The organism is Geobacter sp. DSM 9736 (assembly GCF_900187405.1).
GTDB lineage: Bacteria > Desulfobacterota > Desulfuromonadia > Geobacterales > Geobacteraceae > DSM-9736.
In genome coordinates, this window is sequence record NZ_LT896716.1 from 863,520 (window position 1) to 885,413 (window position 21,894).

19 protein-coding genes are annotated in these 21,894 nt (G+C 55.4%); 15 read left to right on the forward strand and 4 right to left on the reverse strand.

Features of this window, described 5'->3' with window-relative positions; genetic code table 11:
• The 6 genes from CFB04_RS04085 to CFB04_RS04110 are packed head-to-tail and all read left to right on the forward strand — an operon-like array spanning position 1 to position 11,180.
• Complete coding sequence (locus CFB04_RS04085; RefSeq protein WP_088534089.1) at positions 1-2,457, forward strand: TraC family protein; 2,457 nt, start codon at positions 1-3, stop codon at positions 2,455-2,457.
• Complete coding sequence (locus tag CFB04_RS04090) at positions 2,417-4,414, forward strand: hypothetical protein (protein WP_231934457.1); 1,998 nt, start codon at positions 2,417-2,419, stop codon at positions 4,412-4,414. The genes CFB04_RS04085 and CFB04_RS04090 overlap by 41 nt, the downstream gene beginning before the upstream one ends.
• 16 nt (positions 4,415-4,430) lie before the next feature.
• On the forward strand, positions 4,431-8,747 hold the full coding sequence (traN, locus tag CFB04_RS04095; RefSeq protein ID WP_088534091.1) for a conjugal transfer protein TraN: 4,317 nt from the start codon (positions 4,431-4,433) through the stop codon (positions 8,745-8,747).
• Positions 8,747-9,385, forward strand: coding sequence for a hypothetical protein (locus tag CFB04_RS04100; protein ID WP_088534092.1), 639 nt, complete (start codon positions 8,747-8,749; stop codon positions 9,383-9,385). The genes traN and CFB04_RS04100 overlap by 1 nt, the downstream gene beginning before the upstream one ends.
• Positions 9,382-10,407 (forward strand): TraU family protein, encoded by a 1,026-nt coding sequence (locus tag CFB04_RS04105; RefSeq protein WP_231934365.1) that lies wholly within the window; start codon positions 9,382-9,384, stop codon positions 10,405-10,407. The genes CFB04_RS04100 and CFB04_RS04105 overlap by 4 nt, the downstream gene beginning before the upstream one ends.
• Entirely contained in the window at positions 10,380-11,180 is an 801-nt protein-coding gene (locus tag CFB04_RS04110) for a type-F conjugative transfer system pilin assembly protein TrbC (RefSeq protein ID WP_088534093.1), read from the forward strand. Before CFB04_RS04105 ends, CFB04_RS04110 begins: the two co-directional genes overlap by 28 nt.
• Positions 11,181-11,196: 16 nt before the next feature.
• Here CFB04_RS04110 and CFB04_RS04115 read toward each other — a convergent pair whose 3' ends face one another.
• Together CFB04_RS04115 and CFB04_RS04120 are read right to left on the reverse strand one after the other, a co-directional pair.
• The gene (locus CFB04_RS04115) at positions 11,197-11,655 is read right to left on the reverse strand and encodes an RES family NAD+ phosphorylase (protein ID WP_088534094.1); all 459 of its coding nucleotides are present in this window, start codon (positions 11,653-11,655) and stop codon (positions 11,197-11,199) included.
• A complete protein-coding gene (locus tag CFB04_RS04120; RefSeq protein WP_088534095.1) occupies positions 11,655-12,062 on the reverse strand; it encodes an antitoxin Xre/MbcA/ParS toxin-binding domain-containing protein in 408 nt (135 codons plus the stop codon). Before CFB04_RS04120 ends, CFB04_RS04115 begins: the two co-directional genes overlap by 1 nt.
• A gap of 165 nt (positions 12,063-12,227) precedes the next feature.
• Here CFB04_RS04120 and CFB04_RS04125 point away from each other — a divergent pair, with 165 nt between their 5' ends.
• Genes CFB04_RS04125 through CFB04_RS04150 form a run of 6 tightly spaced genes read left to right on the forward strand, consistent with a single transcriptional unit; the run spans position 12,228 to position 17,990 of the window.
• Positions 12,228-12,575: a hypothetical protein gene (locus CFB04_RS04125; protein WP_197692565.1), complete on the forward strand. Its 348-nt coding sequence runs from the start codon at positions 12,228-12,230 to the stop codon at positions 12,573-12,575.
• On the forward strand, positions 12,520-13,035 hold the full coding sequence (locus CFB04_RS04130; protein ID WP_088534097.1) for a S26 family signal peptidase: 516 nt from the start codon (positions 12,520-12,522) through the stop codon (positions 13,033-13,035). Before CFB04_RS04125 ends, CFB04_RS04130 begins: the two co-directional genes overlap by 56 nt.
• Before the next feature lie 11 nt (positions 13,036-13,046).
• Complete coding sequence (locus CFB04_RS04135) at positions 13,047-13,295, forward strand: hypothetical protein (protein ID WP_088534098.1); 249 nt, start codon at positions 13,047-13,049, stop codon at positions 13,293-13,295.
• Positions 13,296-13,308: 13 nt separating this feature from the next.
• Complete coding sequence (locus CFB04_RS04140; protein ID WP_088534099.1) at positions 13,309-14,049, forward strand: hypothetical protein; 741 nt, start codon at positions 13,309-13,311, stop codon at positions 14,047-14,049.
• Between the two features lie 12 nt (positions 14,050-14,061).
• Positions 14,062-17,667: a conjugal transfer protein TraG N-terminal domain-containing protein gene (locus CFB04_RS04145; protein WP_088534100.1), complete on the forward strand. Its 3,606-nt coding sequence runs from the start codon at positions 14,062-14,064 to the stop codon at positions 17,665-17,667.
• 5 nt (positions 17,668-17,672) lie between these two features.
• Positions 17,673-17,990: a hypothetical protein gene (locus CFB04_RS04150; RefSeq protein ID WP_088534101.1), complete on the forward strand. Its 318-nt coding sequence runs from the start codon at positions 17,673-17,675 to the stop codon at positions 17,988-17,990.
• Positions 17,991-18,501: 511 nt separating this feature from the next.
• On the opposite strand, the gene CFB04_RS04160 is transcribed toward CFB04_RS04150, so the two are convergent.
• Together CFB04_RS04160 and CFB04_RS04165 are read right to left on the reverse strand one after the other, a co-directional pair.
• The gene (locus CFB04_RS04160) at positions 18,502-18,846 is read right to left on the reverse strand and encodes a GNAT family N-acetyltransferase (RefSeq protein WP_231934366.1); all 345 of its coding nucleotides are present in this window, start codon (positions 18,844-18,846) and stop codon (positions 18,502-18,504) included.
• A 149-nt stretch (positions 18,847-18,995) separates the two neighbouring features.
• Positions 18,996-19,277 (reverse strand): DUF1778 domain-containing protein, encoded by a 282-nt coding sequence (locus CFB04_RS04165; RefSeq protein WP_088534104.1) that lies wholly within the window; start codon positions 19,275-19,277, stop codon positions 18,996-18,998.
• 590 nt (positions 19,278-19,867) lie between these two features.
• Here CFB04_RS04165 and CFB04_RS04175 point away from each other — a divergent pair.
• From CFB04_RS04175 to CFB04_RS04185, 3 genes are all read left to right on the forward strand, one after another.
• Complete coding sequence (locus CFB04_RS04175; RefSeq protein ID WP_088534106.1) at positions 19,868-20,527, forward strand: HD-GYP domain-containing protein; 660 nt, start codon at positions 19,868-19,870, stop codon at positions 20,525-20,527.
• Positions 20,524-20,769 carry a hypothetical protein gene (locus CFB04_RS04180; RefSeq protein WP_157698711.1) on the forward strand — a complete coding sequence of 82 codons (246 nt, stop codon included), beginning with the start codon at positions 20,524-20,526 and terminating at the stop codon, positions 20,767-20,769. Before CFB04_RS04175 ends, CFB04_RS04180 begins: the two co-directional genes overlap by 4 nt.
• A gap of 108 nt (positions 20,770-20,877) precedes the next feature.
• Positions 20,878-21,441 (forward strand): MucR family transcriptional regulator, encoded by a 564-nt coding sequence (locus CFB04_RS04185; protein WP_088534108.1) that lies wholly within the window; start codon positions 20,878-20,880, stop codon positions 21,439-21,441.
• Positions 21,442-21,894: the final 453 nt, after the last annotated feature.

The following is a 21,894-nucleotide window of genomic DNA, read 5'->3' on the forward strand; positions in this document are numbered from 1 at the left end:
ATGGGCCTGTTTGCACGAGCAGCCGGAGGCCCGGAGGTCGGCCCGGCAGTTGATGAAGTCGTTGGGCTATCTGAACGGGACAGGCTTGGCAGTTTCTTTCCGTGGATCGCCTACGATGAAAAGGAGAGCTTCTACTTCAACGCCGACGACACTGTCGGGATGTTGTGGGAGTGCTCGCCCATGTGCTTTGCGGGGGAGACGACAATCACGACCCTGCAGGCGCTCTTCCGGCTGAACGTTCCGGAAAGGACTGTCGTACAGTTCATCCTTTTCGCCGACCCTCACGTGGAGCCAATCCTTGAAGACTTCCGTGCAATGAAGACACGGAGTTCAACTCTCGTGCGGGAGGTGAGTGACAATCTCGCCCGTTTCTACGAAGGGGGCAAAGAAGGGCTCGCCAGTCTCAACGGCATTCCCGTCCGCAATTTCCGCTCCTTCCTGGCGGTAAAATTCCCCGTTTCAGAGATGGAGAAGCTCAATCTCGGCGAGATCCGCGGGACGATACACGAGACGCTGCAGGGTGCGGGTCTACATCCCGGGAATGTCGATCCTGCCATCCTGCTGGATTGGCTTCGCAGGCTTCTGAACGACGAGGTTTCACTCAACAATTTCAATTACGACGAGGGAAAGGAAATCCGCAGGCAGGTATTCTTTTCCACCCCCGTCGAGACGAAGTTCGCCCGCATCGACATCGGCAGGAAGCATTTCCGCTGCATCACTCCCCGTGTCTACCCCAAAAGGGGGAGCATCATCCAGACCAACAAGCTCTTTGGCGGGATCATGGGGCAGCTCACCGACGGAGATCAGATACGGACGCCGTTTCTCTTCAGCATCAACATCCTGATGAAGAACCAGAAAAGGAAGCTTCACACGAAATGTAACGTGATCCTGCAGCAGAAAGGTGTTGGCTCCTTCGCTCCCTCCCTTGCGAGGAAACAGGAAGAGCACATGTGGGCCGCCGACGAACTTGAACGCGGGACGCTTTTTCTGAAGGTAATTCCGACACTCTGGGTCTACGGCAGCGATGAACGGCTGGTGAACGAGTCCGTCAGCCGGGCAAAGCGGGTGTGGGAGGGGCAGAACTTCGTGATGCAGGAGGACAGGGGAATTCTCATGCCCCTTTTCCTTCTGTCGCTGCCGTTCGGCCTCTACGACGTGAAGGGGAATGTGGAGACCCTCGACCGGGACCATGTGATGCCGGTGGATTCCATTGCCGTGACCCTTCCCGTCCAGGGGGACTTCGCGGGACTGGGACGCCCGGCAATGCTGTTCACGGCCAGGAAAGGGCAGCTCTTCGGGCTCGACATCTTCCACAAGAAGGGGGTGAACAACCATAACGCCCTCATCTGCGGGACTTCCGGGGGCGGCAAGAGCTTCTTTCTCAACTATCTCCTCTTCAACTACTACGCCATGAACGCCAAGATCCGGGTGATCGACATCGGCGGAAGCTACAAGAAGATGACCACCCTCTGCGGCGCCCGCTACCTCGACTTCTCCGAGGAGTCACAGGTCTGTCTGAACCCGTTTTCCAACATCGTCGACGTCGAGCACGACATCCCCACCATCGCCCCGATCGTGGCGCAGATGATCTTCTCTTCCGGAAACAACAGCCCCAGCGAGACGGAGATGACCCTCATCACCCAGGCCGTGCGCTGGGCCTGGAACCAGGAGGGAACAGACGCCTGCATCGACACCGTGCATGCATACCTGTCCAACTTCGACAGGTATTCGGCTGCCGGCGGCGAGATCAGGGAGGCAGCGACCAGGCTGGCCTTCAACATGGACGACTTCAGGAGCTCCGGCGCCTTCGGCAGGTTCTTCAACGGCAGGAGCACCTTCGACATCTCCAATGACGACTTCGTGGTCCTGGAACTGGAGCATCTCCTGCCGAAGAAGTCCCTCTTCCGTGTAGTCACGCTCCAGGTGATCAACGCGGTCACCATGGACCTCTACCTCTCCGACCGCTCGGACCGGCGTCTGGTCTGCTTCGACGAGGCATGGCAGTTCCTTGGGGAGAGCTCGACCCTCAAGCAGGTGATCGAAGAGGGATACCGGCGAGCGAGGAAGTACCACGGCTCGTTCACCATCTGCCTCCAATCGATCCTCGATACGCTGCGGTTCGGGGCGGTGGGGAACGTCATCCGGGAGAACTCCGCCTTCAAGTTCTTCCTGGAGTCCCCGGCGTTCGAGGAGGCAAGAAACCAGGGTGTCCTGGACTATGACGAATTCACCATGCAGATCCTGAAATCAACGAAGAGTCTTCGGCCGAAATACTCCGAGATCTTCATGGACACCCCGCTGGGTATAGGCGTGGGCAGGCTTACCGTGGATCCATTTTCCTACTATGCCTTCACCTCGGACGGTGAAGAGATCGCTGAAATCGACAGAATGGTGCTCGCAGGGATGAGCTATGAGGATGCAATTGGCGAAATGGTCCGCAAATACCGTGGCATCTAGCCTCTGTCTCACGTTCATAACAGGGGCCGTCCTTGCCGGTGGCTATGAGGATGGAAAGTCGGGCGGAACTGCGTCGGCGCGGAATGTTCTGTCCCGATTTGGCAGCAAGGATACCTCCAACCTCAACATTTCCCAGCCGATGACGAGTCCGACGAAGCTGATGCAGACCATGGATGGTTCCCGGAGCTTCCAGGCAAACATCACTTCGCCGGCATCGGCGAAATTCCTGGAAGTGTTCATCCAGCCGGGAGGGACCGGAGATCTGCAGAGGATAGTGGTCAGCCAGGATCTCGATACGAATGGGGCGTTCGACAACGTCCACACCATTCCCCGTCCCGTGTCCGGGGTGTGCGGTAACGGTTACATCGCCTGTGATCCCGGAACCTGGAACCACTGCCGGTATTTCAAATGGGCGGCCGGTCCGGATGGAAAGCTGGCGGAGGCATCCGCCTCCATCACAGACCTCGGCGGCTGTTACTGCATCAATCAGAGCTGCGGCAGCAACCTCGTCTGGTCGAACAGCTCAGTCATCCTCCAGGATCTGGGAGGGGGGATCGTCAACGCCATCCATAATGGGAACACTGCCTTCACCATAACCAACGTGAGCTACGATCTCACGACCATCGATTACTTCGGGCGTGTGACCGGAAGCACGACCACGGCGGCCGGGTCTATCAGTTCACTCACCTCCTCCCCCACGATCGGCACGCTCACCGGGTATTACAGCAACTGGGGCGGACTCACATCGGCGCGGGACAATGCCGCAATGGCTCAGTCCACCGATCCTCAAAGCCTTTATTACCTCATATCCAACTCCGGCGCCGCTGCCCAGGCAAGCGGCAAGAGGAGTTCCTGCACCATAACCCGTAACAGCACGGTTGAGACAACCACCAGGACTATCAACGATTCCGGCACCGGACAGGCTTGTACGGACCATCTGATATTCATCCAGGTGCACAAGGTGAGCGACTACGATTACCAGCTCCAGTACATCGACTCCGGCCCCGGCGGGTTGGGTGCTGCACATCATAATTGTGGAGACAACCCTGGCGGCAACGGGTGGCATGTGCTCAAAGATGTTGTGCTTCCACCGCCGGATCCGAACCGGCTGGAAAAGCTGATGCAGGCGAACCTTACACTCTCCAGCATCACGGGCCCAGGCTGCAATTCCGGTTCAGGGTCGGTGGACGGGATAGTCAACGGCTTCGATAGTCCCGTCCAGACAAGCACGGCGTGCCCTGCTTCCGGAGCCCAGTCCCCCACCTTCAACTGGGGGTATTACTTCCAGTTGAAGACGGACCAGTACAACGAAGGGGTGGATGACCAGTGTGCGACCCTTGAAAGCGACTCTTCATGCCGCCTGCAGAGCGAGACTGTTGACGGAGTCCAGACGTTTACCAACTTCAATTCCACCGGTCTTTCGCCCCTTCCCAGTTGCAGGAACTTTACGGGAGAAGTCGCTACCAATACGATCTGCCGCGCCTGGTGGCAGAAAAAACGCACCTACGTCTGCGGGAGCCAGGCGTACGACTTCTCTGCAATCGGGACCAGGTTCGGCACTGTCATTCCATCCGTCACGGACAATATCACCAGTCTCAACTTCGACGACAACACGCTCACGACTACGGGATGGAGTGCGTCCAACGGCAGCATAACCCTCCCTGGCCGTGACCCGTCATTGACGTGCGAGCAGGCCTGCAAGACCAGGCTTCCGAAGACGGATACCCAAGTGACGGTCACAGGTGACGTGACGGATATGAGGAATCCGGCGACCTCCTACGATTTCTTTTACAGGGTATGCGACCAGGACAATCACTGCCCTGCAGGCCCCGGCGAGGAGATCGTCAAGGACTGCCAGTGCATCAACGAGTTTGCCGAGGCGGCGACGATCATCCAGACGCTCCGGGTTGCGGGAAAAGACACCATCTGCACCACCGGCAACAGGAAGCCCTTGTGAGGTCGGGGTAAGACAGATGATCTTCAGGCTTCTCCATTCCGTCATATATTCGGTTCTCGTGCTGACCCTGACGGGTATTCCGCAGGCGGCCCTGGCCGTCGTGAGCTGCCAGGACACGATCAACACGAACACGAGCATCCGCTACAGCGATGCCCTTGTCTCGTTCAAGTCATACAACGGGAAGACATACGCTATTGCCAGATCGGCGGCGACGGGAGGGACTTCCGCCGCAGAGACGTTCTTCGACTTTACTGCCAACATCACCCGCGCGTATGCGCTGACCGGCGACTCTACCGGCTCCCTCAAAAATCTCCTTTCACTTGGCCAGTACGGAGCCGCAACCCCCGTCAGGATAACCAGCACAGAGATCCAGCAGTTCATCCTTACCCAGTACGGCAAATATCTCGGAAGCTCAGCCACTGCCAAGAGCAGTTACATAGACGCCTGGAAAGAGTACGGCTCAGGCGGGTTCACCGCCATCGATGGATCGATCCTCCCCTATACGAACTGGCCCTCACCGGTTTACACGGGGCAGAACCCGCAGGCCGTCGTCATGGGAGCGGACGGCACATGGACAAGCGGGCTCGATGGGCTGAGAACAGCCCAGATAGTACAGTTCGACGGAGTCCTCGACTGTGCCACCGATTTTTCCCAACCACAGTCGGGTACCGGTACAACCACGACCCCGCCGCCGACCGGTTCAGGCGATCCCGACCTGGCGAAGCCCGTATGCGGCCAGGATGTGAATGGTAACGGCTATGCTGCCGACCCGGGAGAGATCGCAAACTGCCTCCAGACGGCACAGGGACTTCTCTGCCCGATCAGCGCCGTCAACTGCGTTGAAAGCTACTCCTCCCCTGTGTGTCCCGCCGGATCAGCGTTGGACACCTCACGTGACATGTGCCAGGCCCCGGCCGGAGTCACATGCGGAGCAGGCTATACCTATGATGCTTCCATCGACCGATGCGTCCAGCCAGTCACCTGCCCGGATGGCGGCACATTCAACGCGGTGACCGATCAGTGCGAAAAGCTGGTCCTGAACGAGTGTCCAACCGGCTACACCTATGACAGCACGTTGGACGCCTGCCGCATGAGCGCGAACTGTTCAGGGACTCTCAACCCGGCTAAGGACCGCTGTGAGACTCCACCCGCCTGGAAATGCCCGACCGGTTTTACCTACAACGCATCCAGCGCCAAATGCGAGGCAACGCCATACTGTCCGACCGGAACGGCATACGATGCCGGCAGAGATCGTTGCGAGGTTTCCATCGGCAGTTGCCCGACCGGATACACCTACAACCTCGTCTTCGACAAATGTACCGCACCGGTCAGCTGTTCGTCCGGGGGAAGCCTCAACGGCACTACCGATACATGCGAGACAACCAGTTCAATCTCATGCCCGGCAGGCACGACGTACAACGCTGCTAGTGGCAAATGCGAAGCCCAACCGACATGCTCCTCGCCTGGCAATTACAGTAAGACCTATGATCTCTGCCTCACTCCTTCAACAGGAACGGTCTGTCCGGCCGGGTACGCATACAGCTCGACTTATGGAACCTGTATCTCCAGCCCCTCCTGCGTTGGCGGGACATATAGCGCCGTCAATGACCGGTGCGAAACCCCCGTAAGCTACTCCTGCTCAAATGCTGGTTACTCCTACAACTCGGCAATGGGGCGCTGCGAGAAAACACCGGTCTGCTCCCAGGGTGCCTACAATGCGACCTACAATGTCTGCCTGCAGAGTCACACCCCCACCTGTTCCGCAGGTTATACTTACAACGCCGGGACAGGCCGGTGCGAACTCGTCCCGCAATGCGGCCAGGGAGCCTATAACCCTGTCACCAACAAATGTGAAAGCGGATCCAGCTATACTTATCCAGCTACTCCAGTCGTGACGGGCGGCGTAGTTTTCAATAAGCCTATCTATACTTCCAGCACCGGATTTCTTGACTATGTCTATAGCAGTTCCGGAAGCGGGCACACCATCATTTATGGATACACGGCAGCATCGTCATTCAGTGGCGGAATTCCTGTTTATGTCTATCCACCCTCGGGAAATCTCGCTTTCGTCTCGTCAGGATACCCTCTTCACAGCTACGTAAGCCCTGTGAATTACGGGGGTATGAAAAAAATCTATTATTCGAGCACCAGCGCCAGAATGCTGGTAATCAACTCGCAATATTTTTTCAATGGCTACGTCGCTCCTTCGCCAGGTACTTATGGTGGGACTACCACATATACCTGCCCGAGTGGCGGAACCCTCAGCGGTACAACCTGCATCGTCAACACCCTTGTCCAGACCAGTCCCACTTGCCCCGGCGGGAACTTCCAGGACAGCGGCGTCTCGGGGGATGTTTGCTGGACAAGCTATACTCCCTCCTGCCCGGGTGGTATGACGTATGACAGCTCCATAGGCTATTGCACCGTTGCCCCGACTTGCACGAACGGCGTCCTCGACGGCTCGCGCGACGTCTGTTATCAGTCTGCGAATGCCGGCTGCCTAAGCGGATATTCCGTTTCCGGCAACATTTGCATTGCTTCCACTTCGTGCGGAGGCGGCGGGTCTTTGAATGGCTCGATTGATTACTGCACGTACCCCGTCTCATACTCATGCCCCAGCGGATACAGTTACAGCGCCACCTACGGCCAATGCTATCAGACCGCCAACTGTGGCGTCGGCTCCCTGAGCGGTTCGCTCGATATCTGCCAGCAGTCATACTCGCTCACATGCCCATCCGGTTACACCCTGAACGGTTCCACCTGCCAGGCGTCACCCTCGTGTACCACCGGGGGGAGCTACAGCGCTTCCCTCGATCTCTGCGATGGCGGCTCGAACGTCTGCAGTTCCCCCCTCGTTCTCGATTCCGGCGTCGGCAAATGCTATCAGCCTGCCAGCTGTTCCGGTGGAACACTCAACGTCGGAACCGACAAGTGTGAAGCTGCCGCGACCGTGAATTGCGGATCGTGGACATGGGACGGCTCCGCTGAGGTATGTTTCTCTCCTCCTGTCTGCAACCTTGGTGTTTACGATGCCACTGCCAACGAGTGCCGTGCGACCATCACCAGGAATTGCGGCACCTACGGCTGGTCGTCGACACAAGAGAAATGCATCTACGAGATAGTCTGCCCGAAAGATGGTAGCTATTCACTCAGCAGCACGGTTGCCTACTCCCCAACCCTCGACAAATGCGTCTCCGACACGCAGCATAGCTGCCCGGCCGGCACAGCGTATAACGGGCTCCCCATCGGCAAATGCGAGGCGGTCCCCACCTGCACCGGCGACGGGATTTACAACCCGAGGTTTCATACCTGCTATCTGGGCATGAACACCTGTCCCCTTGGTATCCAGTACACCTGCATGAACAACAGCGGCACCATGCAGTGCTCGCCAAATCACTGCTTCACTGCCGGTACGAGTGGTACGGAAGAGACGACCACCATGGATGAGTCGATGATGCAGAATGACGGCCAGCGCGACCAGGACGGCAACTGTCTCGACCAGCTCTTCGTCTTCAACGGCAAGGCATCCCGCTGCCGCCCGCCTGGTCTAACGGTGGGGATGATCAACGACTGCTGCCAGAGCGACAGTGTCGGCTCCGACGACATGGGGAGCAATATCTCCATGGTGGCAAATGGGGTTCAGACAGCCTACGAGATCGGCCAGGTCGCCTATTACTCATACATGGTAGGAACCGGAGCGGCAACGGTCACACCGATTGTCGGGACGGCATCAGTTGGAATTGTTACTGCCACCGGAACCACTACGGTGAGCGGCGCCGTTGCCACCGGGGTCTCGGCAGCGGCTGCCGGCGGAAGCACCGGGGCCGCAGCGGTTGGTACCGCAATGCAGGCCTATGTCGGCGCTCTTCTGAATCCCGCCACCATCGCAGTTGCCGTGGTCGTCATGGTCGTGATGAAGGTCCTGATGGGGAACGGATGCGATCAGGGGGACATACAGACCGGGATGCAGGCGGCTGCGAAAGACTGCCACTACATCGGTGACTACTGTGAGAAGAAGTGGCCTCTCGTCGGCTGCGTCCAGAAGGCGAAGGGGTACTGCTGCTTCAACACGAAGATGGCCCGGATCATCCACGAACAGGGCAGGCCGCAACTGCAGGCGTTCGGCACCGATGGCGGCTGGGGAACTGCCGTTTCTCCGAACTGCCGCGGTTTCACGCCGGATGAGTTCCAGTCGCTCGACTTCTCCCGCATCGATCTCTCCGAGTATTTCGGTGACATTCAGAAGGATCTCGACACGAAGATCCAGGGAGCGCAGACGACGATTCGGAACAAGGTGCAGCAGCAATTCGGGAAAACGACGGGAGCCCACTGATGAAATTTCTGCTCGTGGTATTGGCCGTCTTAGCCGCTTCCGTTGTCCATGCAGGAAATCTGGGGACTGTCGGGGCGATGTACGAAATTGCCGAGAAAGATGCTCTTGCGGAGATCGAAGATCGAGCGAGGAACATCGACTGGAGCAAGGTCATCAAAAGGAAACAGATCGAGGATTACGACGGCCCGCGGGATCGTGTAACCCTGCCTCGTGCCGCAAGGGACAGAAGCTTTGCCGTGGACATGACTTGGACGCTGCAGATGGACGTGCCGGATGGCAAAGGAGGGATTCTCTATCCGAAGGGTTACCGATTCAACCCGCTCGAGTACGTGACATTCGCCAAGACTCTTGTCGTGATCAACGGCAATGACCCGGAGCAGGTGAAATGGTTTGCCGGATCGGAATACAAAGGACGGATGGATGTGACGGTTCTCCTCACGGAGGGGCAGTACGGAAAGCTCGGAAAGAAGCTCGATGTTCCTCTGTTTTACGCAAACAGCAACATCATTGAGCGGTTGCAGCTATCGGCCGTCCCCTCGGTCGTAAGGCAGGAAGGAAACGTTATGGTCGTCCATGAATTCCCTTTACCGTCTAAGCGGAGCCGGGACGTTTCAGGGAAGCGGAGAGGGTCACGATGATGAAGCTTCGAATCCACCTTGCTCTGTTTGCGGTGGCCTCGATGATGTGGCTGACGGTATACACTGCCCATGCTGCTTCAGTCTGCAAGGGTACTCCCATAAATCCGGTTACCGACATCTGCTGGCAGTGCATGTTCCCTGCGCAGATCGGCAGCGTTTCCTTCGGCATGGGACAGGAGGCCGCACCTGGAAATATCACTACGCCTACCTGTGTCTGTCCCGACAGCAAGCAGGGTGTCATCGCAGGCGTCTCGGTTGCATTCTGGGAGCACGCCCGGATGATCGAGACAGTGAAGGACCCGTACTGCTTCCCGATCCTGGGAACGGGGATGGAGAATCCGAAACCCGGGTTCTCCTCCGGCACGTCCAAGGGGCCCGGGCACAGCGACAATGAGTATTCCTTCCAGCAGGTGCACTACTACACGTTCCCGGCGTGGTCGATCCTGAAACTCTTCATGGACTTCCCCTGTGCAGAACAGGGTGGGTTCGACCTTGCCTACATGACGGAAGTAGATCCCATGTGGAACGACGACAGCCTCTCGTTCATCATCAATCCGGAGGCGCTCCTGTTCGCCAACCCCGTTTCGCAGGTTGCCTGCGTCGCGGACAGCGTGGCTGCTACGGTCACGACACCCATCGATCCTCTTTTCTGGTGCATGGGCTCGTGGGGATCGTTCTATCCGCTCACCGGGAGCGTGAACTCCAGCGATCCTCTGAGTGTGAATGCGGGCCTTGCGGCGAGGATGCTTTTCAAGCTGGGACGGGAATCGCTCATGTTCGATACCGGGATCAACCAGTGCTCTTCCGCCGGTGTCATCACACCTATCCTCGTGAAGAGCAACTATCGGCTCCAGATCGCCAGACCTGTCCGGGGCACCGCCTGCAACCCGATAGGCAGGCCAGCCATGATCTGGGGTTCCGGTAAGAACCCTGCATGGGGGGCCGGGGCGAATTCCCCTGACAATTTCTTGTGGTCGCTGACAAGGAGGAGGGTATGTTGCGTAGGTTATGGGCTCAATTGACTGCCTGTGCGGCGCTGTTGGCGCCCCTGTTTGGTGTTGCCTCAGGGGAGGAGGGGTCTATCTCCACACACGATCTCTCGGAAACCCTGAATAAGGCCGGCCAGGTGGCGGGGAGGCTCACGCTCCCGAAGAACCCCGCCGAGGATGCAATGAAGGAAGCAGCAGGAAAGCTCGATTCCTTCTATCGGTCCGAGGAATTCCAGGGACGGGTAAAGGGGGAGGCCGACAGGATAAAGGCCCAGGTTTTCGGGGAAAGCTTCGCCAGGTTCTACCCCGACAGTGCGGCAGGGGAAGGGAAGGGGAGGCTTGCCGACTCGGAGAGGGTTTATCTCTTTGTATCGTCCTCTATGCCGATCACGACGCTGCGAAATTATGCCTCATCGATAGCTGTGATGAAGGATGCACGGGTCATGATGGTGATGAGGGGATTCGTGGGAGGAATGAGCAAGATCCAGCCTACCCTCGACTTCGTAAGTAATGTCCTTCAGGAAGATGTTTCGTGCACGTTCTCTAACGGGGAATGCCGGATGCGGCAGGTGAATCTTGTTGTTGATCCACTTCTTTTTCGGAGGTACGCAATCGATCGAGTGCCGGCGGTAGTCTTTGCGCAAGGTGTCAAATCCGGGGATGCTGCGTTGAGCGAGGGGGACACTAATGTCTCAGCTGCTTACACTGTCTATGGTGATGCTTCACTTGAATATATTTTGGAAATGATCAGCCGCGAGGCAGGAGCTTCTTCACTCCATGCGGTAATCAAGCATGCGCAGCAATAAACAGGTACATATCGGCTTATGTCCGGGCAGTCAGCCGGAAGTCATATTCAAATGGAGATGTGTCGGCAATGGTTACGGAAGGAAATTCGGCATGAAGGGGATTGATCAGGTAATTCCATCCTTCGCCACGAACCACGGCAGAGGGGACTTTGAGGAGCAGGGAACTTTTCCCATGCGCCCAGCTCCTGCCTACCTCTATCAGCTGGGGGTTGGGATGGGGGAGGAGCCAGGTCGGGGGAAGCTCTGCAACGGTCACTGTCTCAATGCTTGCGGTGTCGGGTATTTCATAGATCACGCGGCAGTAATGCTTAGGGGTGGAGAGACGGACCAAGACTTCAAGTGCTGCCAGGGCTACGGATTCCGCAGCGTAGATCATCGGAATCCCCTTGGGGTTCCAGCGGCCACCATACAGTCTGGCGCCTTCACCCGACAGGTCTGCGGCGAACTGCTGTTCAGCGATCCGGTACAGGAACATCAGACAAAAATCCCGTGCTGAAGCCGACCGAGTTCATCAAGGACCTCCTGTGCACCGGTGAACGAGGAGAGATAGTCCAGGGGGCGCTTGAAGCGGAAGGTGTAGTTAGGGGTCTTAAGCCAATGGATAGCGTTTTCCTGGGACTCCAGGACTTCGGCAGCACGTTCGTAAACCTTGCCTACCATCAGGACGTGGTCGGAAAGATGGGAATCGAGAGAGCCGCCCCGGTACCGGGCAAGGGTACGGCGAGACACGGGAACTATGTGGCAGAAATCCTCAAGAGTCAGATCCAGAGCCTCAATAAGGCGCTCAACTGCATCATACGGGAGGCCTCGCTCGATAATCTCGACAGGAGTCCGGTTCTCTTCCTCGTATCCAAGTATTTCAGCAAGAGCGGGGTTACCCATATAACCTCCTTTGATCTTTGTGGGTAAATTGTCTCATATAAAGTGACATTTGGCAAGATAAACAAAATAAGAGGTGTCGTTTTGGAAAATACGGAAGAAGAACTTTCACCTGGTGCTTCGGCACATTGTCCATCAAGGCAGATTGCTAGGCAGAGCTTTCTGTCTGTGGTCGAAATATCTATTTTTGTGTCTCTTGCCATTTCCGCTGCCGCTCTATTGGCCTATGACCGGTGGGGGGCTCAGAAGGTGGCGGCGGTGGACATGAAGGGCTACATTACCCTGCAGCGCTACAAATACAAGGACGGAAAGATCAATGACGAGGATCTGCGCAAGGCCTTCGATAGGCTCGAACTGTTGATGAACAGTATCCCCAGGAACAGAGTGGTCATCATGGGGGACACGGCCATACGCAACGCCGAAGTCTTCAAGCTTGGCCACGAGGAAGAGCTGAAACAGTATGAAGAACTACTTCGCAGATCTTTGCAGGAAAATCCTGCAGCTCAGGAAGAATAGGTGGCTTTGCATCGCCGTAGTTGCGGCAGTTACTACCGAAACCATAATTCCACGCCATCTCGGCATTATCCTCACTCCGTCTCTCGATCATCGACTGTTCTGGGTGAACCGGGACCCTCAGCATGTGAAGCGGGGAGAGTACGTCTATTTCGTGGACGAGGAATTGGCAAGGAAGGTTGGGAAACCCGAAGTACCCAACGTCTTCAAGATCATCCGGTGTGACGAGGGGGATATCCTGAACGTGGACGCCGCGAAGTGCTTTTTCTGCAACGGTGAGTATATCGGCATGGCAAAGGATTATTCCCGGAAAGGGGAGAAGATGCCGCATTTTGAATTCAACGGCAGAATCCCGCCGGGCTTCATGTTCGTCATGGGCGAGCACAAGGACAGTTACGATTCACGGTACTTCGGCCTGGTGGAGAAGAGTCGGGTCGTCGCAAGACTCTACCCGATATTGTGAGGAGAAGGGCAATGCCTATCGAGAGATTCAATCCGCTTCACTACATGAACCCCTCCGAGTACACCGGATTCTGGCAGAAGCTCTTCGCCACCTTCCTTTACGGCTTCTGGGGCAGGTTCTTCTTCATTTCGCTCATCGCCCTCGCTTTCTGGGTCGGGGTACGACAGAGAAATCCGACCTTGGCGGCGCTATGCCTGTTTCTTGCGGCTCTCGTTGCCTACGGCGGCGGTGTCTTGAACCTGATCACGTCCCTGATCTGAGAGGAGAATAAAGATGTCACGCAGCAGCAATAACACTCAGGATATCATGCCTATCCCTCAGGGGAGCGAGATCCACCCCCGTGGACTTCTGGAGGCGATCTCGTACATCGACCAGAATTTCGCGAACGAACTGGGTGGGTGCATCATCCACGCACGCTTTCTGACGACCAAACAGCGGCTGGAGTTCATGGAAGTCGGTTTCCGGAGCGCCTTCGCCTCTGGATTGGTCTCGGCGCTCCTGACACCGGTGGCCATAGGAGTGATTGAGCGATACATCCCCATGTTCGGTAATGCCGATCCCTCCCTTTTCGACAAGTTCAGCGCATTCATGCTCGCCCTCGGGTTCTCCCTCGGCTACGCCATCTTCATGGCGAAAACGGCCACCTGCTACATCGGCAAGTACACCAGGGCGATGATAACGAACCTCCTAGGAGGAATGGCCTTCGGGGCTATCCTCAAGGCGGTGGTAGCCTTCATTGCCTTTCACTTCGTCTACTTCAAGGTCCTCTCCGACGGCAACGTGTCGTGGGCCGTCTCCAAGCTCTACCACGCAAGCCTTTCGGAGAAGACGGTAGCGGCAATCTTTAACTGGGTGCAGGGCTTCAAGAATGTCTTCCTGACATCGGCCTATTTCATCCTGGTCTCTACCGCGATCTTCATTCTGATTCCGCTAATCGCCATGATCTACGCCTATTTCCGGAACAGGAAACTGATTGCGGCCGGGTTAATAAACGTTGAAGCATACAAAGGGTAAGCAGTTTCCCGCATGAAACGAAGAACCATTATCTCAGCAACGATCCTCCTGATCGTCATTGTTCCCTCTGCCGCTCTGGCCGTCGATTTCGACTACTACGTCTATGGCGGGTTCGATGCGGTAGTCAATGCCTTCAACAAACTGGCCCTGGTATTCGGGGACAACGGGTACATGTCGTTTTATGCGTTCTCCATCGCTGCGGGAATATTCTTCGGTTGCGTCACCATTGCCGCCAGAATCCTCGGGGGTGGAAACGGCTCCCCAATGTCGTGGATTGTTCCCTCTCTGGTTGGGATAGGTGTGTACCTGTCTCTTGCCGTCCCGAAGGGAAACCTCCATATCTACGACCCGGTGTACAACAAGAACCAGACCATAGGAGGCATACCGAATGGTGTGGTGGCGATTGCCGGAGTACTTAATGCCGTGGAAAGAGGCTTGGTTGATATCGTCACGACCTCGGGCGATCCGTTGAGTTACGAGAACCAGGCAGGAGGCAAGGGGTTTCTTGGTCTCTACCAGATTTCGAGCCTCCCACTGTCGGCGGTCAACAGCAACATCGATACCTCGATGCGGAACTACATCAAGGACTGTGTCAGCTACGAGATCATGCGCCCCGGTACGACCCTTACCGTGGATGCCCTGCGTAAGACCTCAACCGACTTTGCGCCCCTCCTTGCACAGGCTCAAAATCCCTCAGTCTATACGGTCTACTACGACTCGACCACATCGAACGGCCAGTCCCTGACCTGTACCGATGCCTGGGCCAACATAAGCGGACAGCTTACGCCGGACAACCTGAAGAACAACATCACCGCTGTCTGCTCAGCTCTCGGTTACGACCCCAGTAACGCTGCATCCTTGACCCAATGCAAAACTGTCCTGAACAACGTCAACACGGGCGTCGGCCTGGGCGCGGCATCCGTTGATGATTTCGTGAAGCAGGCTTACATCTCCCAGCGCCTTGATGACATCTTCCGCAGCGGGAATTCCGCTGGTGCTACGAACTACCAGTTTCTTCTCAATGCTTCAGGCTCCATGAAGGCGGCAAACGAATGGCTGCCCGTTTTGCGGGCGATTCTCACAGCCATAGCGGTCGGGCTGGTGCCGTTCCTGGCCCTCTTTATCCCGACTCCGATTATCGGCAAGGCTGTCGGTGCCATCTTCGGATTCTTTGTCTGGCTCGCCGCATGGGGCGTCACCGATGCAATCATCCATCAGTTTGCCATCGATTATGCGAACCGGACATACCAGTTGGTGCGCCAGAACAATTTGGGGATGGATGCCTTTTACTTTTTCCCGGATCAGACAACCAAGATCCTCGGGATGTTCGGGACACTTCGGATGAGCGGCATGATGCTCGCGACAGCTCTGACCGGCATGCTCGTCAAATTCGGCGGGCACGCCATGGCGATGATGGCCGGTTCCCTCTCGAAGCAGATCCAGTCCGCAGGCAGCCGGGCAGCCCATGAGGTGGAGGACCCTGCCGGCAGGGCTTCATCGATTCAAAGAAATTCCTCCGCTGTGCCGACTCAGGCTTGGGGCAACGAGCACAGTTTCTGGGCCAGGGGGAACCAGTCCTACCTCGACATGACATCCAAAACCACGGCTTCTAGTGATCTCGTAGACAGTTTCGGGCTTGGCGGGGCGTCACGGATGATGGCCGATGGCGGAATCGGGAAAACTGTCGGCTTTGGCGGCAAGGGGGCTGCCATGCGGCAGGCGGGGCTGGACAACTCTTACGGCCTCAGCATCTTCGACGGAAAAGCCGGGTTGGCACAGTCTGGGGCACTACGTGACGTGATTGACAAGAATTATGGCGGCAATCTGGATTCCCATGCACAGATGAAAGTGGCGAATGATGCCGCTTTGGGAAAGGTCTTTGGGACTGCCGAAAATTACAAAGGCTTCCTGGAGAAGAACCTCGACAGGAACGTCGGCCAACTTGATGGTGAAGTGAAAGCCTACGAAGGAGCCCAGGCGCTGGGGTTCCAGGGGAACTGGCGACAGTTCAATGCATTCCGCTCCGAGATGCAGGGGCTTGGGGATTACACGAATGCCGCAGCGGTAAACCAGGTGGCCTCGAAATACGGGCTCACGTCAGGCCAGGCGCTACAGATGAAAGCACAGTTCCAGAATGCAAGGCATCTGTCTGAATCAGCTGAGATGTCGGCTAAGCTTGGTGGAGCGATCAATGCCGGCGCCGAAATGGGAAATGTTGTCGCTGCCGAAAGTGCAGGGAAGGTTCACGGTGTCTACATGTCCGGTGGCTATGAACACTTCCAGACAATGGCTTCACATGATGTAACTGGCAAAGGCGCACGGTATGACCTGGTGAGGGGTGCTGCGGACCAGATGGTTGATCGAATAGCGCCTCAGCTGAAGAGCGACCCGGAAATGTACCAGGGAGAGAAGCTGACCGACAAGGGCTTTGCGCAGATGCAGAAAGCGATGGAGGGGCAGAACATCAATTTCACCACCTCGGACGGCAGGCACACCATGAACGTCGGGATGGATGGTAATGTCGTGAACTCGAACAGCCAGGGAGTGGTAGCCTCGGGCGACAAGGCCGCTGCCGAGACCCTGAAGCAGGATCTTCGGAAGGCAGGTTTCGGGAAGAATGCAGTGTCCGAGGTGGATCGTATGATGAAGGCTGGGAAAGGCTTCGCCTATGACATTACCCGGGATCGTGCCGGCAACATCGAATCCTTCTCAATTAACAGGGGAGGGGAGGTCAACCGGAGAGATATGGCGACATTCCGGGTCGGGCGGGATGCCGAGAGCGTTGATAGGGATGTTCGGACCGTTGATAGGGGACTCCGTGAGACAGTAGGGAGTTTTATCAAGACGGGATATGAGCATACGGACCTGAATCTTTCTCGGAAAACCGGTGCATACAATGTTTCGGTCGGCGGAAAGGAAATGAAGGTCAACGGCGACTGGTATTACGGCCGGAATGAGAAAACAGGCAAGATGGAACTCGTCGGAGGATCTTTCTCGAGCGGTCTTGATAGTTCGGTGCTGATGTACAGCAAGGACAGGGATGGAGATCTTCATTTTGCGAAGGTTGAAGGAAAGATGGATGCGAGAGGAAACCTGGTTGCAGGGAAAACAACGGACATTACAGAACAGGAATTTGTGCAGTTTTCGCAGCATGGCGCTGCAGTTGTGAGTTCACGCGGTGGTGGCGGTGTGATAGCGAGCGTTCGTGCTGATGGGGGAGTAAAGGCTGACTTCTCGTCAAGGCAGGTAACTGGAACAAGAGTCACGTCAGATCAAAATCTTGCTGGTAGTGCTGCTACCAAAGATTTCACCGAAGGGCGAAGTATTGATGCCGGCACAGCTGCCACAATGATTGCGATCGGCAGGGATGGATTGCACGAAACTGCTGGGATGGTTGGAGATGTTACAAAGGTGATTGGTCCATATAAGGCAGCTGTAACACGGCAAGAAGAGACGGTGATGCAGCAAAGCCGAGAGGCAACGGCGGTAGCACGAGAGGCTGAAGCGCGAGTTCAGCGAGGGCTCCAAAAGACCGGAAAGATTCTGCAGCATCAGAGCAAAAACTCGCCCCTCCCAAAAAGTGGTGTGCCTGCTCCATCTCGGGGGCCTAAGAGGTAATCAAATTGATCGAAAAAATGATTTTTGTGTCAGATGGAGTAATCGCCCTTGTCGCTGAAGGGGAGGAAGTGCCGGTGCAAATTGACGAAGGCGACATCGTATTTGCTCTCAAGGAATACGGAGCAGAGATTTCCATAGGTGAGATCTCTTTGAAATTGCCAATTGCAGTTCTGAGCCATTTAGAAAAAGCGGAGGATACATTTCTGTACTTCTACAGTTCTGATCCGTTTAGCATAATTGCTGATTATAAAGGGAGTATCGTTCTTCAACGGGACGATATTTTGAAACTCAAAGGAGCTTGGGAATACTCAAAGCCGCCATAATTTTCACCAATGGTGGAAGGTTGAGGGATCTTTTTTTCTACGGCGATCACGGAAAATGCGCAGGGGAACACCGAATACAACCCAATTCATATACCATTCATACTCTGCGGCCGACATTGCCGGCCTTAGCACAGGCTTCGCATACCCGTATTTCAACATGTGCCACATTCCTGATCGATCAAGGCACCCGCGGTACAGCCGCAGGTGGACTCTGTCCAGTAGACACCATATGAAAGCGAGTGAGGCAATACCGATTGCCCAGTACCAGAAAGACTTGATGAAGAAGAGCCCAACCACACCTCCTGCAAGAAAGCAGGGGAGAACGGTCCAAAAAGCAGATGTGATGAAGGCATAAATTTTTCTGGTCATGGCGTCACCCGCCCTTTCAATAATGATGGATTTACTTTGGGGCATCTTCAGGATTTTTGTCAATGAAAAACCGGCGGGAACAACAGGTGAAACTTCTTTATTTCAAATGGTTGGGTCCTCTGTCCTGCTGAAACAGAGTGAGTCAATTTCCAGGGACTGCTTTCAACATGGTAGCAAACGGAAGGAAAAGTTGGAGTTGACTGTCGGGAATGGGGACAAAGCCGAATTTCTTGTAGAAATCAGATGCATTCTGATCTTTGGCATCGACAAACAGACCGATGAGACCCGTCTGCTCGGCGACCAGCACTGTACGATGAACAGCCTCGGCAAGCAAGAGCCCACCGTAACCCTTCCCTTTATACTGCTGTGAAACGGCAAGCCGAGCGAGCCGAAGGGCGGGGAGAGGATGTTTCGGATATTTTCGGACAAAACGAGCCGGGAGTTTATCTGCCGTGACTTCACAGAGAGTGATGGTGAAGAAGCCCATAATTGTTGAGGGGGTGTCCTGATCAATGAGGACAAAAGTGCGAGAAATCCCCTTTTGGATGTGCTGCCGAGCCGTGGTTTTAAGGAATGCATTCAGTTCAGGAACGCCGCAATCGAAACTGGACCGATCATGGTCGTTAGAGAGAGGTACTATTTCCGGCACAGGATTTCCTCTCTGTGTTGCATTGCCTTTTTCAGCCGTTCGTTCGGTTCCGGCGGATTCTCGATGAGGTCTAAAACGGTCTTGGCGGCTTTGGCGGACAGGGTTATAACGCGTTCCCTTTCGACAATATGGTGCGCCTTCTCAACGGCAGATTGTACGAGGAACTGGTTGATTGTAGCCCCGATTGAGCTGGCAGCTTCTGAGAGCAGCTCATAGACGTCGTGGGGGACTCTTGCGCAGATCCGGTCCTCGGTTTTTGCATGTGCCATGTGACACCTCCAGGTTTTTCTTTATCATATTGACGCCATTTTGGCAACACTATTCAGCATGGTACGACGTCCAGCTGTACCGGAGGATCAAGTAAATAATGCGGTGGAAGAGCCATAAACTCACTACCGGAGCTGTGGTATACGCAGTAACGGGAAGCTGCCTGCCAACGTTAATGGCAATCCTTGGTTCACTCGTTCCTGATCTCCTGGAAATGGGCATTGTCCGGCACCGGACTTTCACGCACTGGCCGCCACCATGGATTGGGTTCGTTGTTGTTTCTTACGGAGCATGCTGGCTTTCCCCCAAGATCTGGCTTTACCTTTGTTTCTATATCTGCATCGGGGCGCTTCTGCACCTGGGGGAAGACTACCTCAGTATTACCGGAATCCCTTTCAGATCGCCAGGCGGTCCGCCGCGGGGGGCGAAGCTGTATAGCACAGGAACAACGACTGAGACCATTCTTGTTCTGTCCATAACGGCGCCATTGATGGGTTTCATATGGATGCGCGGGTTCTTGAGCCTCCGGCATCTCACGGAGGAAATGAAGAAGATGTATTCCCTGATAGCTCTTTTTTGGAGGTAGCTCTATATGCATATGATCGCAGAAAACGCGCTGAATATCGCGTTGGAACACAACTCGCTGGTTCTCGTTCAGAAGTGCCTTTATGCACGAAATCTCGATCTGTATCGGCATTCGGTGCTGACGGCCGAGATAGCATGGGAAATTGTAGTGGGCACAAAAAAAGACTTCGGCTTGTCCGCTACACAGGCGTACCTGGCGGGAATGCTTCACGATGTCGGCAAGCTCTTCATCCAGGACCGGATACTGGACAAGCGGCATTCGTTGACGGAGAGGGAATGGGAAGTAATGGAGAAACACCCCGTTTGGGGACATGAATATGTTCAGGGGACGATCTTCCAGTCTCTCGGCGACATTATTCTCCACCATCACAGGCTTCCTGACGGTTCCGGATATCCAATAGGCTTGCCACCCGAGGCGTTGGATGACCGGGTTCGTCTCATCGGCTCTGCCGATAAAATAGCCGCGTTTCTGGAGGACCGTCCTTATCGCAGACGCATTTCCAACTTCGATCTTATTTCGCAGGAGGTGAAGGCGGTGGTAGAGATGTATTTCCAGGGGGAGAAGGCTGAAGCAGTTATTGCTGCCGTTCTGGAAGCGGTTTCCAGGGAACATTCCACGATCGTTAACACTGAAAAGCTGGATCGGATGGTTGGAGGATGCCGGTGAAGGTTACAGAGCGAACACTGGTGGAGTTGTGTCGCAGGGTCAATGGCGATCAGCTCAAATGTTGGAATTCAGGCCTGAAGGTGGAGCGCTGCGGTAACGAATACATCCTGATTCGCCTTATCCGAAAGCCAAAGGAGGGACAACCGCGTTACCTCGACATTTATTCCGGATCGCCACGGGAGGTAAAAGCTTTCATCGACGGCTATGTCCATGCTGCTGAATTGACGAATCGTGGTGATTGAGATTTTGATGTAATAACCTGATAGTAAGGTTTTTGTTGGTTTAGGCGCGGATATCTGGTAAAAGCCGGGAATTAAATAATAATAATGCACCATCCGGGAGGGTCACAAATGTCAACGCTGCTCGAATTAGCATCATCCATTGTCTCGTCACATGCTGCAACCACCCCGATGTCTACCGAAGAACTCCTCCAGGAGATCCAGAAAGTCCATGCGGCACTTCAGACGCTCGAGACAGGCAAAGATGTGGCTGCTCCCGAGGAGGCTAAGCCTGCTCTTACGGTGAAGCAGGCCTTCAAGGCCAATGAGGTGATCTGCATGGTGTGCGGCAAGGGTAAGATGAAGACCCTGACCCGCCACCTGAAGAAGGCCCATAACATGAAGCCCGGGGAATACCGGAAGCAGTTCGGGATTCCCAGGGATCAGTCCCTGTCGGCCAAGAGCCTCACGGAATCGAGGCGGAAGACGGCACAGGAGCGGGGATTGGCTGCCAATCTGGCAAAGGCGCGGGAAGTAAGAGCGGCCAAACTGAAGGTCCAGAAAGCTCCCGTCAAAGAAGCCGCGGCTGCAAAACCGGCGAAGACGGCGGCAGCGCCGAAGGTGAAGAAAGCTGCACCGGCAAAACCGGCAAAAACAAAAGCAGCTCCGAAGGCAGCACCAAAGCCCAAAAAATAATCGGCCCCTTTCAATAAAGAACCAGCCGCTCAGAGATGGGCGGCTAAATTTCCCCCCACCCGTTCAAGTCTCTCCTTCTGCACCTCATTTTTTTGCATAGTAAGTCCATTCACACTGGACATACTATGCTGAAAAATGTGATTTTCTTGCCGTGCCCCGGGTTATTAACCATGTGACTGCCAGGACATTGGAGAAAATCGTTGCGTTTTTCCGTGCTTGGCGGATTTCATTGACTTTGGAGGCGAAATAGTGTATTAAACCGGCGTAATTTCATGTATTTATGGAGGATAGGGAGATGGCTGCATCCCCCACTATATCGCTGGGACCTTAAGCCGCCTTTGTCAGCAAGTATTGACGGGCGGCTTTTCTTATTAAGATCTCTCCTCGAGTCCAACTTATCGAAGAGGTGTCTTTCGCGCATGTATAAAGAACACTGGAAATGACCGGGTGGTA